General features: G+C 65.1%; 16 protein-coding genes. 13 read left to right on the forward strand and 3 right to left on the reverse strand.

The annotated features are described in order from the left end of the window. Nucleotides 1–99: 99 nt before the first annotated feature. Nucleotides 100–984: a 4-hydroxy-tetrahydrodipicolinate synthase gene (gene dapA / locus O2K97_RS09385; protein WP_269219058.1), complete on the forward strand. Its 885-nt coding sequence runs from the start codon at nucleotides 100–102 to the stop codon at nucleotides 982–984. After that, complete coding sequence (gene smpB / locus O2K97_RS09390) at nucleotides 984–1457, forward strand: SsrA-binding protein SmpB (RefSeq protein ID WP_055809902.1); 474 nt, start codon at nucleotides 984–986, stop codon at nucleotides 1455–1457. The genes dapA and smpB overlap by 1 nt, the downstream gene beginning before the upstream one ends. A 3-nt stretch (nucleotides 1458–1460) precedes the next feature. Here the strand turns inward: smpB and O2K97_RS09395 are convergent, their stop codons facing one another. Beyond that, nucleotides 1461–2099, reverse strand: a complete 639-nt coding sequence (locus O2K97_RS09395) for a uracil-DNA glycosylase (protein WP_269219059.1) — start codon at nucleotides 2097–2099, stop codon at nucleotides 1461–1463. Further along, on the reverse strand, nucleotides 2096–2632 hold the full coding sequence (locus tag O2K97_RS09400) for an NYN domain-containing protein (protein ID WP_269219060.1): 537 nt from the start codon (nucleotides 2630–2632) through the stop codon (nucleotides 2096–2098). Before O2K97_RS09400 ends, O2K97_RS09395 begins: the two co-directional genes overlap by 4 nt. Between O2K97_RS09400 and folK the strand changes: the two genes are divergently transcribed. The 11 genes from folK (at nucleotide 2631) to O2K97_RS09455 (ending at nucleotide 12322) form a co-directional block, all read left to right on the forward strand. Continuing rightward, complete coding sequence (folK, locus tag O2K97_RS09405) at nucleotides 2631–3194, forward strand: 2-amino-4-hydroxy-6-hydroxymethyldihydropteridine diphosphokinase (protein ID WP_269219061.1); 564 nt, start codon at nucleotides 2631–2633, stop codon at nucleotides 3192–3194. The two genes, O2K97_RS09400 and folK, sit on opposite strands and share 2 nt — an antisense overlap. An 84-nt stretch (nucleotides 3195–3278) precedes the next feature. Continuing rightward, nucleotides 3279–3638 carry a DNA-directed RNA polymerase subunit omega gene (gene rpoZ / locus O2K97_RS09410; RefSeq protein WP_017504892.1) on the forward strand — a complete coding sequence of 120 codons (360 nt, stop codon included), beginning with the start codon at nucleotides 3279–3281 and terminating at the stop codon, nucleotides 3636–3638. Between the two features lie 224 nt (nucleotides 3639–3862). Further along, the gene (locus O2K97_RS09415) at nucleotides 3863–5932 is read left to right on the forward strand and encodes a RelA/SpoT family protein (protein ID WP_419466061.1); all 2070 of its coding nucleotides are present in this window, start codon (nucleotides 3863–3865) and stop codon (nucleotides 5930–5932) included. Further along, nucleotides 5929–6687, forward strand: a complete 759-nt coding sequence (locus O2K97_RS09420; protein ID WP_269219062.1) for a TIGR00730 family Rossman fold protein — start codon at nucleotides 5929–5931, stop codon at nucleotides 6685–6687. The genes O2K97_RS09415 and O2K97_RS09420 overlap by 4 nt, the downstream gene beginning before the upstream one ends. Nucleotides 6688–6737: 50 nt before the next feature. Continuing rightward, complete coding sequence (gene pyrE, locus O2K97_RS09425) at nucleotides 6738–7322, forward strand: orotate phosphoribosyltransferase (protein ID WP_269219063.1); 585 nt, start codon at nucleotides 6738–6740, stop codon at nucleotides 7320–7322. A 4-nt stretch (nucleotides 7323–7326) separates the two neighbouring features. Continuing rightward, the gene (locus tag O2K97_RS09430) at nucleotides 7327–8067 is read left to right on the forward strand and encodes a pyridoxine 5'-phosphate synthase (protein ID WP_269219064.1); all 741 of its coding nucleotides are present in this window, start codon (nucleotides 7327–7329) and stop codon (nucleotides 8065–8067) included. After that, nucleotides 8064–8465: a holo-ACP synthase gene (gene acpS, locus O2K97_RS09435; RefSeq protein WP_269219065.1), complete on the forward strand. Its 402-nt coding sequence runs from the start codon at nucleotides 8064–8066 to the stop codon at nucleotides 8463–8465. Before O2K97_RS09430 ends, acpS begins: the two co-directional genes overlap by 4 nt. A 55-nt stretch (nucleotides 8466–8520) precedes the next feature. Continuing rightward, nucleotides 8521–9414, forward strand: a complete 894-nt coding sequence (lepB, locus tag O2K97_RS09440) for a signal peptidase I (protein ID WP_269219066.1) — start codon at nucleotides 8521–8523, stop codon at nucleotides 9412–9414. Continuing rightward, nucleotides 9414–10124: a ribonuclease III gene (rnc, locus tag O2K97_RS09445; protein ID WP_269219067.1), complete on the forward strand. Its 711-nt coding sequence runs from the start codon at nucleotides 9414–9416 to the stop codon at nucleotides 10122–10124. The genes lepB and rnc overlap by 1 nt, the downstream gene beginning before the upstream one ends. Further along, complete coding sequence (gene era / locus O2K97_RS09450; protein ID WP_017503839.1) at nucleotides 10121–11068, forward strand: GTPase Era; 948 nt, start codon at nucleotides 10121–10123, stop codon at nucleotides 11066–11068. Before rnc ends, era begins: the two co-directional genes overlap by 4 nt. Nucleotides 11069–11083: 15 nt before the next feature. Beyond that, the gene (locus O2K97_RS09455) at nucleotides 11084–12322 is read left to right on the forward strand and encodes a serine hydrolase domain-containing protein (protein ID WP_269219068.1); all 1239 of its coding nucleotides are present in this window, start codon (nucleotides 11084–11086) and stop codon (nucleotides 12320–12322) included. On the opposite strand, the gene O2K97_RS09460 is transcribed toward O2K97_RS09455, so the two are convergent. Next, nucleotides 12319–13833: an acetyl-CoA hydrolase/transferase family protein gene (locus O2K97_RS09460; RefSeq protein ID WP_269219069.1), complete on the reverse strand. Its 1515-nt coding sequence runs from the start codon at nucleotides 13831–13833 to the stop codon at nucleotides 12319–12321. The two genes, O2K97_RS09455 and O2K97_RS09460, sit on opposite strands and share 4 nt — an antisense overlap. Nucleotides 13834–13942: the final 109 nt, after the last annotated feature.

A 13942-nucleotide genomic window follows, 5' to 3' on the forward strand; every position in this document is an offset into this window, starting at 1 on the left:
GGTTGCGGCGGAGCCGCTGGCGACCTAACGTCCCGCGCTCATTGCAAAGGCGATGAACATCCGTCCATCGTCACTCCCCACGCAGGCCAGCTTAGTCTCATGAACGCCCCCTTGTTCAAGGGCGTGATCACCGCCCTGATCACACCACTTCGTGACGGAAACGTGGACGAAGCCGCATTCGCCAAACTGCTCGAGCGTCAGATCGCCGCAGGGGTTCACGGCGTCGTCCCGATGGGCACGACGGGCGAGGGCGCCAGCATGGATCTGGATGAGCACAAGCACGTCATAGAACTGTGCGTGCGTCTGACGGCCGGGCGCATCGCCGTCATCGCCGGCACCGGATCGCCCTATACCAAGGAAGCCATCGACCTGACCCGCCACGCCAAGACGGTGGGCGCCGATGGGGCTTTGATCGTGACGCCGTATTATATTCGCCCGTCCCAGGCGGGCATGGCGGCCCATTTCGAAGCGGTGGCCGACGCGGTTCAACTGCCGATCCTGCTTTACAATGTGCCGGGCCGGACGGGGGCCGATCTGTCCAATGAGACAGTGGCGCGGCTGGCGGCCCACCCCAACATCGTCGGCATCAAGGACGCCACGGGCGACATGAGCCGTGTCAGCTGGATGCGCGCAAACATCGATGGCCAGTTCGACCTGATCTCGGGCGACGACCCCAGCTATCTCGGCTACCACGCCCATGGCGGCGTCGGCCTGATCTCGGTGGCGTCCAATGTCGCGCCCGAGGCCATGGTCGCCTTACACAATGCGATGACCGCCGGAGATTATGCCACAGCACGGGATTGGCAGGACCGACTGATCAGTCTGTGCAAGGCGTTGTTCCTAGACAACTCGCCCGCGCCGACGAAATACGCCCTGGCCAAGCTTGGCTTGTGCAATGAGGAGGCGCGTCTGCCGCTGTCGCCGACTTCCGATGCGGTCAAACCCTTTATCGACCGCGCCATGGCGGCGGCGGGCGTTATCTGATGGCCCCCAAGCCGCAATCGAAGTCCAAGGTCATCGCTGAAAACCGCCGCGCGCGGTTCGACTATTTCCTGGAAGACAATATCGAGGCCGGGATCCAACTGCTGGGCACCGAGATCAAGGCGTTGCGCGACGGCCGGGCCAATATCGCCGAAAGCTATGCGGCGGTGGAGGGGCGCGAGATCGTGCTGATCAACGCCGATATCCCGCCGTACAAACAGGCAAACCGCTTCAACCACGAGCCGCGCCGACCCCGTAAGCTGCTGCTGCACAGAAAGCAGATCGACAAGTTGATGGGGGCGGTTCAGCGCGACGGCCAGACCATCATTCCGCTGAAGCTCTATCTGAACGATGCAGGCAAGGCGAAGCTGGAGATCGCGTTGGCCAAGGGCAAGAAGCTGCACGACAAGCGCGAGGCTTCGGCCGAACGCGACTGGCAGCGCGACAAGGCCCGCCTGATGCGTGACAAGGGCTGAGGCTCAGGCCTCGATCATGGTTCGGGCGCGCGCGAAGATATCCTCAAACATCTGCGGCGTCAGGCGACCGGTGTTCGTGTTCAGGCGGGAACAGTGATAGCTGTTCAGAATGACGTAGCCGCCGGCTTCGCCCTGCGCCCCGTGACCCGCCGGCATCGCTGACGCAGGCCGTCCGAACGCTTTCAGGATATTGCGGCGCGAGACGTCGCCCAAGGTCACGATCACCTTCAGATTCGGCAGCAGTTTGAGCCGGTCGATCAGGAAGGGACGGCAGGTCGTTTCCTCGATCGGCAGGGGCTTGTTCGCCGGCGGGGCGCACCGGACCGCATTGGTGATCATGCAGTCCGTCAGCGTCAGGTCATCGTCGCCGTTGGGATCGTAATGGCCGTGCGCAAACCCGGCCTTCTTCAGGGTGTCGTACAACAGCCAGCCGGCGTGATCGCCAGTGAAGGGACGTCCCGTCCGGTTGGCGCCGGTTCGGCCGGGCGCGAGGCCGGCGATCAGCAGACGCGCGTTCGGATCGCCGAACGAGGGGGCCGGTCCGTTCCACCAGTCTGGATTCTGGCGAGCATTCTCCTGACGATAGGCGACCAAGCGAGGACATAGGGGGCAGTCGCGAGGCGGTTCGGGCGTCAGGGTCATTGGGCGGCCTTCGGGCGGCCGAAGTCGGCCATCAGATCGTTCAGGTCCAGGAAGTCGTCGGCCTGACGACGCAGTTCGTCAGCGATATGCGGCGGCTGGGTCTTCTGGGTCGAGATGACAGTGACCCGCACGCCCTTGGCCTGGATCGCCTGAACCACACGCCTGAAGTCGCCATCGCCGGAGAACAGCACCGCATGGTCGATGTGCGGAGCCAGCTCCAGCATGTCCACCGCGATCTCGATGTCCATATTGCCTTTGATCCGGCTGTGGCCGCTATTGTCCGTGAACCGCTTCACCGGCTTGGTGACGACCGAAAAGCCGTTGTAGTCGAGCCAGTCCACCAGCGGCTTCACCGGCGAGAATTCTTCGCCCTCGACCACGGCCGTATAGTAGTATGCACGCGTCAGGATGGACCTCTCGCGGAACCAGTCCAGCATCCGCCGGAAATCCATGTCGTGCTGCAAGGCTCGGGCTGCGGAGTAGAGGTTGGAGCCATCGATAAAGATCGCCAGCCGGTCGTTGGGATGAAACATGGTCGAAGCCGTGGAAAAAGATAAAAAATCGGATCGCGCGGTCGCCGTCGGAATCGATGACGGGTTCGACCTGAATGATGCAGTCATCGTGGCCCTGGGCTGCAATGACAAGGGGGCATGGTCTTCCTGCACCGAAGCGCTGGAGGCGGCGCTCGCGCGTTTTCGCAGCGAGGGGATTGATGTCGTCGCACGCTCGTCGTGGTGGTCGTCCCAGGCCTGGCCCGATCCGCACGACCCAGCCTTTCTGAATGGCGTGGTCATCGTACGCACAGAACACGATCCGCATGCTCTGATGGCGGCGCTCGGCCGGATCGAGGACGCGTTCGGCCGCGAGCGGTCGGTTCGCAATGCGCCGCGGACGCTGGATCTGGACCTGATCGCCTACGGACGATTGAGCGGTGATCTGCAGGGGTTGATCCTGCCCCATCCCCGCGCGGCCGAGCGCCGGTTCGTCATGGGCCCCATCGCCGAGATCGCTCCGGCGTGGACGCATCCGCATGGCCGGACCGCGAGCGATCTGGCCGCTTCCGCCTCCATCGGCGCCGACGCTCGCCCGAGCTGACGCCCAACTTCCGCCCCTGTGGCGTTGCAAAAAGCCATCCTCATCTGTATTTGACGCGGTTCTCCCCCGCGTTCGAGGAATTTCATGGCCCGCGTCACCGTCGAAGACTGCATCGAGAAGGTTCCGAACCGCTTTGGTCTGGTGCTGATGGCTGGCCACCGCGCCCGCAGCATCGCCAACGGCGCCGCCCTGACGATCGACCGCGACAACGACAAGAACCCTGTCGTCGCCCTGCGCGAGATCGCCGACGACACCGTCGTGCCGGACGAGCTGCGCGAGACCATCATCACCACGCTGCAACGCGTCGATGAGCGGACGGAAGCCGAGGACGAGGCGGAAACGGTCGCCCTGCTGGCCTCGCCGCAGCACATGAACATGGCCGAGGCGGAACTGATCCGCGCCCTGCAAAGCGACCGCGACGGCGGTCAGGAGGAGCGGTACTGACGCCCGAGGGAGCCCCTGGCGTCACTATCCTGCCGGCGCGGACCGAGACGGTTCCGCCGGCGCCCCAAGCTGCAAACAAAAACGACCCCCAGACGGCGCTCGTCGATCCGGCGCCGCAGCCCAAGCGCGCGCCGATCCTGCGCCAGTTTGAACTGATCGAGGCCGTCAAGGCCTATGACCCCACCGCCGATGAAGCGCTTCTGAACCGCGCCTACGTCTATGCGATGAAGATGCACGGCTCGCAGTTGCGAGCCTCGGGCGATCCCTATTTCGCCCACCCGATTCAGGTCGCGGGGATACTGACCGACTACAAACTCGACACCGCCACCATCGTCACCGCCCTTTTGCACGACGTGGTTGAGGACACGACCGCGACACGTGACGACATCGCCGGCATGTTCGGTGAAGAGGTCGCGGTCCTGGTCGAGGGCGTGACCAAACTGTCGCGGCTGGAGCTTCAGGCCGAACACACGCGCCAAGCCGAGAACCTGCGCAAGTTCATCCTGGCCATCAGCCGTGACGTGCGGGTGCTGCTGGTCAAGCTGGCCGACCGTCTGCACAACATGCGCACGCTCCAGTTCGTGAAGCCGGAGAAGCGCGAGCGGATCAGCCGCGAAACGCTTGAAGTCTATGCGCCCCTGGGCCGGTCGATCGGAATCCACTCGATCGCGTCCGAGCTGGAAGAACTAGCCTTCACCCATCTGAACCCGACGGCCAAGACCGCCATCGAGCGGCGGCTGGAGGCGTTGAAGCTGGAGCATGGTCGCGCCATCGACGGCGTGGCGAGCGAGGTCGAGCGCGTCCTGTCCGAGGCGGGCCTGAAGGCCAGTGTCTATGGCCGGCAGAAGACGCCCTATTCGATCTGGCGCAAACTGCAGCGCAAGTCGGTCGGCTTTTCGTCCCTGTCCGACATCTACGGCTTCCGCGTGATCGTCGAGGCGGAGGACGACTGCTACCGCGCACTGGGCGTGATCCACCGCGAATGGCCGATGGTGCCCGAGCGGTTCAAGGATTTCATCTCGACGCCCAAGTCGAACAACTATCGCTCGCTGCACACGACCGTCGTCGGCCCCCGGGGCCTGCGGATCGAGATGCAGATCCGCACCGAGGACATGGACCGGATCGCCGAGGACGGGGTCGCCGCCCACTGGCGCTACAAGAACCATTCCTATGGCTTCGACCGTGAGGCGATGGAACAGGGCGGCGGGCGTGACCCGCTTCAGAACCTGCGTCACCTGGTTCAGGTGATCGAGCACGGCGAGGGCGGCGAAGACTGGGTCGAGCACGCCAAGCTCGAAATGTATCTGGACCAGGTTTTCGTCTTCACGCCGAAGGGGCAACTCGTCACCCTGCCGCGCGGGGGAATGCCTCTGGACTTCGCCTATGCCGTCCACACCGAGGTCGGGGATACGGCCGTCGGGGTCAAGGTCAACGGCGAGCTGAAGCCCATGCGGACGCCGCTCCAGAACGGCGACGTGGTCGAGATCATTCGCGGCTCCAAGCGCGAAGTGCCTGCCGACTGGCGCAGTTTGACGGTGACGGGCCGGGCCCGCTCGGCCATTCGCCGCCATATCCGCACCTCCGAGCGTGAAGAGTTCATCAAGCTGGGCCGCGTCGCGCTGGATCAGACCCTGGGCCGGGTCGACAAGACCCTGACCGACGTGTCGCTGAAGCCGGTTCTGGAGTTGCTGGCGGTCGCGAGCGACGACGATCTGTTCGAAGGCTTGGGTCGCGGGCGGTTGTCGCCGACGACGGCGGCCGAAATCCTGTTCCCCGCGCTGAAGGGTCGGCTGAAGGCCGGACCCGAGAAGCAGCGCATCGAGGGCGAGAAGGCGCGGCTGTTCGTGCGCGGCGGCGGGCTGACGCCCGGCGTTTCGGTGCATTTTGGTCAATGCTGCACGCCCGTTCCGGGCGACCGGATCGTGGGCATTCTGGAGCCGGAAGCTGGCCTGACCGTCCACACCATTGATTGCCAGACCCTGGCCGCCTTCGCCGATGACGATTCGGTGTGGCATGACCTGCAATGGACGCCTCAGGCCGAAACGGACGCGGTCGCCGCCGCCCGGATTCGCGCGACGATCCGCAATGCGCCGGGCGTGCTGGGTCAGGTCACCACTTTGATCGGCGAGGCCGGCGGCAACATCATTAACCTGTCGATGGCGCACCGTCAGCAGGATTTCTTCGACGTGGACGTGGATGTCGAGGTCGAAGACGCCAAGCACGCCACCACGATCATGGCGGCGCTGAGGGCCAATCCGTCGGTCGATTCCGTCGAGCGCGCGCGCGGCGAATGAGCGACCCGGTAAAGCCGAACGCGGCGCAGATGGCTTCGCCGTCCTATCGCATGGCGGCGATGGATCAGGACTTCCTGCTGGGCGATTCGATGCGCGGCGTGCGGTTCCTGATGGAATACGCCAAGCCTGAGGAGGCGTTGAGGGCCTGGGGCGTGCGCTCGACCCTCGTCGTGTTCGGCAGCGCGCGCGTCCGTGAAGGGCACCGTTGGTATGAAGAGGCGCGCGCCTTTGGTCGACTGGCGTCCGAGCGGGGCGGGGCCTTGAGAGGTCGCGTCGGCGAACCCCGCGACAATGTCATCGCCACCGGCGGCGGCCCGGGGATCATGGAAGCGGCCAACCGCGGAGCCGTGGACGCGGGCGCGCCGTCGGTCGGTTTCAACATCACTCTGCCGCATGAGCAGGAGCCGAACGCCTACTCGACGCCGGAGCTGACGTTCCGTTTCCACTATTTCGCGATGCGGAAGATGCATCTGGCGATGCGCGCCAATGCGTTGGTGGTGTTTCCCGGCGGCTTCGGCACCTTCGACGAGATGTTCGAGATGCTGACCTTGCGCCAGACGAAGAAGGCGCCGCCGGTTCCGGTCGTTCTGGTGGACAAGGCCTACTGGACCTCGGTGATCGGTTTCGACGCCCTGGTAGAACATGGAATGATCGCCGCGTCTGACCTGGACCTGATCGGTTTCGCCGAGGACGCGGAGGGCGTCTGGGCCGAACTGCTCGCGCGCGGGCTTCGGCCGAACGAAAACATCGAATGAAGCGTCGCCGCAGGGTTCATCCGCGCGCGATCCGGGTCTAGAACCCTGTGATGAACACTGAAGACGTCCTCAACGAGTTTCGTGGCGCCGGCGCCCTGCGCGAAGGCCATTTCGTCCTGTCGTCGGGTCTGCACAGCCCGGTCTTCCTGCAGAAAAACCTGGTCTTCATGGACGGCGCGCGCTGCGAGCGGTTGTGCAAGGCGCTGGCGGACAAGATCACGGCCACGGTCGGCCCGGTCGATGTCGCCATATCGCCGGCTGTAGGCGGCATCATCCCCGGTTACGAGACGGCCAAACACCTGAAGGTCCGTTCGATGTATGTCGAGCGCGAAGGCGGTTCGTTCAAACTGCGTCGCGGCTTCTCGGTCGAGCCGGGTGAGAAGGTCGTCATGGTCGAGGATATCGTCACGACCGGCCTGTCGTCGCGCGAATGCATCGCCGCCATCCAGGCCGCCGGTGGCGAGGTGATCGCCGCCGCCTGTATCGTCGATCGGTCGGGCGGCAAGGCGGATGTGGGCGTGCCGCTGATCGCCCTGGCGTCGCTGGACGTGCCCGCTTACCCAGCCGACGCTCTTCCGCCTGAGTTGGCCGCGCTTCCGGTGGAAGATCCCGGCAGCCGCAGATTGTCGAAATAGAGCCATGCGGGAAGGGGTCAGGCTGGGCGTCAACATCGACCACGTCGCCACGGTGCGAAACGCACGCGGCGGCTCTCATCCCGATCCGGCGCGCGCGGCCGAGGCGGCGCTGGCGGCCGGCGCCGACGGTATCACCGCTCACCTGCGCGAAGATCGACGCCACATCACCGACGCCGACATCGATGTGTTGAGCGCCCTGTGCGCCCGCGCCGGCAAGCCGCTGAATCTGGAAATGGCGGTGACGGACGAGATGCTGGCCATCGCCCTGCGTCACAAGCCGCACGCCGCCTGTCTGGTGCCCGAGCGGCGCGAGGAGATCACGACCGAAGGCGGTCTGGCGGTCGCCGGTCACGAAGGACGGATCGCGCCTGTGGTCAAGGCGCTGGCGGACGCCGGCATCCGGGGTTCGCTCTTCATCGAACCGTCCGAAGCGCAGGTCGAGGCCGCCGCCGCCGTCGGCGCCCAGGTGGTCGAATTCCACACCGGTCGCTACTGCGACTTGACCGATCCGGCAGAGCGGGAGGTCGAGTTCGAACGCCTCGCCGCAGCCGCAGCCCAGGCCGACATCCTGGGGCTCGAGGTCCATGCAGGCCACGGGCTGGACTACAACACGGCCCCGCGCATGCTGGCGATCTCAGAAATCCGCGAGTTGAACATCGGTCATTTCCTGATCGGCGACTCGATCTTCATCGGCCTGGACGGGGCGATCCGCCGGATGCGGGCCGCGATGGATGCGGCCAAATGATCATTGGCGTCGGCGCGGATCTGTCGGACATCCGTCGCATCCAGGCGTCTCTTGATCGGTTTGGGGATCGCTTCAAGGCCCGCTGCTTTACCGAGTTGGAACGCACCCGCTCGGATCGGAAACCGGACCCGGCTTGGAGCTACGCCAAACGGTTCGCCGCCAAGGAGGCCTGCGCCAAGGCCTTGGGCACAGGCATGCGCGCCGATGTCTATTGGCGCGACATGGGGGTGGTGAACCTGCGGTCGGGTCAGCCGACGATGGCGCTGACCGGCCATGCGGCTGAGCATCTGGCGCGTCTGACGCCAGCCGGACACGAGGCGAAAATCCACCTGACGCTGAGCGACGAACATCCCTATGCGCTCGCCTTCGTGGTGATCGAAGCCTTGCCGCAGTCGTAATCAGGTTATAGGCGTGCGCGATGACCGCGCGGACGCGGCGAGGATGCCTGATCGCATGAGCGAAGACCAAAAGCCCGACGACGCCAATCGCGACGCCACCCCCGAAGAACGATTTGCGGCCTCGGAGGCGGACGCTCCGGTCAAGTCGGTGCAAGAGCCGACAACGGCGAACCAGAAGGTCTATGCCAAGACCCCCAAGGGCGGCGACAAGGCGACCTCGGCGGCCAGCGAGACCGGCGAAATCTTCAAGACCATCGTCTTCGCCCTGCTGATCGCGATGGTGCTGCGGATCTTCCTGTTCCAGCCCTTCACCATCCCTTCGGCCTCGATGGAGCCGAACCTGTACGAAGGCGACTATATCGTCGTCTCCAAGTGGTCGTATGGCTTCTCCAAACACTCGATCCCGTTCAGCCCGCCGCTGTTCGACGGCCGGATCATGGGCTCGGCGCCCAAGCGCGGCGACATTGTCGTGTTCAAACTGCCGCGCGACAACAAGACCGACTTCATCAAGCGCGTGATCGGCCTGCCCGGCGACCGCATCCAGATGATCGCCAACAAGCTGTATATCAACGACAAGCCGGTACAGGACGTCGTCGTCAGCGAGCAGGAGATCAACGACATCTTCGGCCCGCGCCCGGTGACGGAGGTCCGCGAGACCCTGCCGGAAGGCAAGAGCTTCATGACCCAGGACTTCGGTCCCGGAAACGACCTGGACGACACCCCGGTCTATGAGGTCCCGGCCGGCCATTACTTCATGATGGGCGACAACCGCGACAACTCGATCGACAGCCGTGTCGAACAGTCCAGCGGCGTGGGCATGGTCCCGGCCGAAAACCTGGTCGGCAAGGCGCAGATCATCCTGTTCTCGTGGAAGTCCGGTTCGTCGCTGTGGAACCCTGTCAGCTGGTTCAACGTGCGGCTCGACCGGTTCTTCAACGTCCTCCACTGATGGCCAATCTGAGAGCCGAAGCGGTCGCGGCGCTGGAAACGCGCCTGGGACACAGGTTCAAGGACAAGGCCCTGCTGGAGCGCGCCCTGACCCACGCCAGCGTGGGCGAGGGAGCGCCGGTCGGCGCCCACGGTCCACGCGACAACGAGCGGCTGGAATTCCTGGGCGACCGGGTGCTGGGTCTGCTGGTCGCCGAACGCCTGTCGGTCCAGTTCCCGACGGCGGATGAAGGCCAGCTGTCGTCGAGCCTGCACGCCTTGGTCGACAAGGGCGCCTGCGCCCGCGTAGGCGAAGCCCTGGGCGTGGGGCCGGCGCTGCGGCTGTCGTCCGGCGAGACCAAGACCGGCGGGCGCCGCAAGGCCGGCGTCATCGCCGATGCGGTCGAGGCCATATTAGCGGCCGTCTATCTGGACGGCGGGCTGGATGCCGCCAGGGCCGTATTCGAACGGGCCTGGTCCGACGAACTGTCGGCGCCGCCGTCCCGCACCGTGACCAATCCGAAATCGGCGCTTCAGGAGTGGGCGCAGGGGCAAGGCCGACCGCTGCCCACCTATCGCGTTGCCGATCGGACGGGTTCGGATCATGCGCCCACATTCACTGTCGAAGTGTCCGTGCAGGACGTGCAGCCCTTGACCGCGCAAGGGCGTTCGCGTCAGGAGGCGGAGAAGGCGGCCGCAACGGCTCTCCTCAAACGTGAAGGCGTCATTTGACCGATATCGAAAACCAGCGCGCAGGCTTTGCCGCCATCATCGGCGCCCCCAACGCCGGCAAGTCCACGCTGGTGAACCGGCTGACCGGGTCCAAGGTCTCGATCGTCACGCAAAAGGTGCAGACGACGCGCTTTCCGGTGCGCGGCATCGCCATGGAAGGCGACGCCCAGATCGTGCTGGTGGACACGCCAGGCATCTTCACCCCGCGCCGTCGGCTGGACCGGGCCATGGTCGCCTCGGCCTGGGGCGGCGCGGAAGATGCGGATATCGTCGTTCACCTGATCGACGCCCAGTCTCACATCAATGCCGAAGGCCGGGAGGGCACGGCGGCCGATCGTCGCTCAGCCGAGGACACCGAGACCATCATCGCCAACCTGCAGGCCACCGGGACCAAGGTCGTTCTGGCGCTGAACAAGATCGACGGCATGCGCCGCGACACCCTGCTGGCGCTGTCGCAGAAGTTGTTCGAAAGCGGCGTCTATTCCGAGGTCTATATGATCTCGGCGGCCAATGGCGACGGCGTGGAGGATTTGAAGCAGCGTCTGGCCCTGTCCATGCCCAAGGGGCCGTGGCTGTATCCCGAGGATCAGGCCGCAGATGTGCCGGTCCGGGTTCTCGCGGCGGAGATCACGCGCGAGAAGGTCTATCTACGCGTTCATGAGGAACTGCCCTATTCGGCCGCCGTCGAGACCACCAGTTTCGAGGACCGCGCCGACGGCTCGGCCCGGATCGAACAGACCATCTATGTCGAGCGCGAGAGCCAGCGGCCCATCGTCCTGGGCAAGGGCGGCCAAACCCTGAAATGGATTGGCCAGAAGGCGCGCGAGGAGCTGAACGAAATCCTCGGCCGTCAGGTGCACCTGTTCTTGACCGTCAAGGTCGATCCGAAATGGCAGGACAGCCGCGCCCTCTATGCGCAGTTCGGTCTGGATTTCGACGTCTGAGTTCCTGTGTTTGATGTGCCGCGTACCGCCGGGGGACATCCCCGGCTCGTTCTAGGCGTCCTTGGGGCGCTGATCCTTGGCGGCGCGGTCTGGGGCGGCATCGCCACGGCCGTGGCCCCCAAGACCGATGTGGAACTGGCGACCGAGCGCGCCGATGCGCCGCCGCGACCACCCGTGGTCGTGGTTCAGGACCTGCCGCAACTGACGGCGCGCCTGGATCGCGAAGCCGCTTCAGGACGCTTCATGGGCGCGGTTTTGGTGGCCAAGGGCGACAAGGTCCTGTTCCGCCAGGTCTATGGCAAGGCCAACTACGAGCAGAATCAGCCGCTGGGGCTGGGCTCGCGCTTCCGCCTGGCTTCGATCTCCAAACAGTTCACGGCGACGGCGATCCTGAAGCTTCAGGACGAGGGCAAGCTGAACGTCTCTGATCCGGTCTGCAAATGGATCCAGCCCTGTCCGCAGGCCTGGGCGCCGATCCGCATCAGCCATCTGCTGTCACACACGTCGGGCATTCCCGATCTGATGGCGCGGCCGGGTTGGGGCATGCGCCGCACGACGCCGGCGGCGCTGGACGAACTGACTGAAGATTCAAAGCGCTTCGGCCTTCAGTTCGAACCGGGGACCAAGGTGCGGTACGACAACGCCGGTTTCAATCTGGCCGCCGCCATCGTGGAAAAGGCCAGCGGCAAGCCTTTTCAGACCTATATGCGAGAGACCTTCTTCAAGCCTCTCGGCATGAAGGATAGCGGGCTTGATCTCGATGGCGGCGATCACGGCGTCATCATGGGCTACGCCAACTTCCCCGGGGGTCTGGCGGCCCAGCCGAACGCCAACACCTCCATCGTGGCGGGCGCCGGCGCGGTCTATTCGACGCTGGACGATCTGCTGGTCTGGCAAAGGGCGCTGCACCGCGGCGGTTTGCTGACCCCCGACAGCTATCAGCAGATGCTGGCCGACCACGCGCCGGCCGACATGAGGCCGAACGAGCGCAGCCATCCGCGTCGGGATTGGGGTTTCGGCATCTTCGCCAATCGCCTGGGCGATCAGGTGCGGCCCAGCTTCCAGGACCGCCAGATCTACCACACCGGCAGTTGGGGCGGATTCCGCAATCTGATGCTCTATCAGCCGGACGCGGACGTGACGGTGATCGTTCTGTCCAACAACTATCACCTGCGTGATCAGGTCTTCCTGATCAGTCAGCAAGCGATGGCCGAGGCCTTGGGCCACGAGTTTCCGATGACGCTGGCGCGCTAGATCGGCTTCATCGAGCCCGTCTCGATGAAGCGTTGGTGCCAGGACAGGGCCTCGTCCAGCAGGTGCGGGGACTGCAAGCCGTACGATCCCTTCAGCGCCCGTGCATAGTAATCGATCAGGGCATCGCGATAGTCGGGATGGGCGCAGTTGGCGATGATGACCCTGGCGCGCTGCTTGGGCGAAAGGCCGCGCAGATCGGCCAAACCCTGTTCGGTGACCAGCACCTGCACGTCCTGTGTGATGTGATCGACATGGCTGGCCATGGGCACGATCGCGGAAATCTTGCCGCCCTTGGCCGTCGAGGGCGTCACGAAGCAGGAAATGAAGGCGTTGCGCGCGAAGTCGCCCGATCCTCCGATGCCGTTCTGGATGCGCGATCCCATGACCTGGGTCGAGTTGACGTTGCCATAGATGTCGGCCTCGATCAGTCCGTTCATGGCGATGCAGCCCAGGCGACGGATCAGCTCCGGGTGGTTCGAGATTTCCTGCGGGCGCAGGATAATCTTGCCTTGGAACTCGGCTATCCGCCCGTTGAGGTCCGCCGCCGCCTCGGGGCTGAGTGAAAAGGCGGTGGCCGAGGCAACCGTCAGTTTGCCCGCGTCCAGCAGGTCCAACATCCCGTCCTGGATGACTTCGGTATAGGCGGCCATCCGTTCGAACGGACTGTCCATCAGGCCGGCCAGCACGGCATTGGCGACATTGCCGACACCGGATTGCAGCGGCAGCAGGGCGGCGGGCAGGCGGCCGACCTTCACCTCGTGCTTCAGCAATTCGATCAGATGGCCGGCGATGGCTCGCGCCGCGGCGTCCGGCGCGGCGAAGGGCAGGTTGCGGTCCGGTGCATCCGTCTCGACGATGGCGACGATCTTGTCGGGGTCGCAACGCAGGCTGGGCTGGCCGATCAGCTGGTCGGGCCGGGTCAGGGGAATGGGCACGCGATCGGGCGGCAGGGCGGTGCCATAGTAGATGTCGTGGATGCCCTCTAGCGCTGCGTTCTGCCAGCGGTTGACCTCCAGGATCACGCGGTCGGCGCGGTCGAGCCAGGTCTTGTTGTTGCCGATGGACGATGACGGCACCAGCGAACCGTCGTTATTGATCGCCGACACCTCGATCACCGCCGTATCCAGCGGCCCCAGCACGCTCTGCCAGACAGCGGGCGCCAGCTGGCTGAGGTGCATGTCGAGGTATTCCATCTGGCCCGAGTTGATCTTGTCGCGCGCGGTGGGGTCGGAGTTGTAGGGCAGACGCAGTTCTATCCCGTCGGCCTTGGCCAAGGCGCCGTCCAGCTCCGGCCCTGTCGAGGCGCCGGTCCACAGATTCAGGCGAAAGGCGTCCCCGGCGGCGTGGGCGTCCTCGATCCGCTGGGCCAGCTGGGGCGGCACGGCCTTGGGATAGCCCGATCCGGTGAAACCGCTCATGCCGACGGTGGAGCCGGGGGGAATCAGAGCAGCTGCGTCGTGGGCCGACATGACCTTGGATTTCAGGGCCTGACTGCGGATACGCGATGACATGGGCGGCTGTGGGCTGCGGCCGGGGAGGGCCTGGGGCGCCCGGTGCTAGTCGGGGCGACGACGGTGATCCATTCGACCTTGGTCGAGGCCATTCACGCCGTCCATGATC

This window comes from Brevundimonas vesicularis (assembly GCF_027105095.1).
GTDB classification, from domain to species: domain Bacteria; phylum Pseudomonadota; class Alphaproteobacteria; order Caulobacterales; family Caulobacteraceae; genus Brevundimonas; species Brevundimonas vesicularis_E.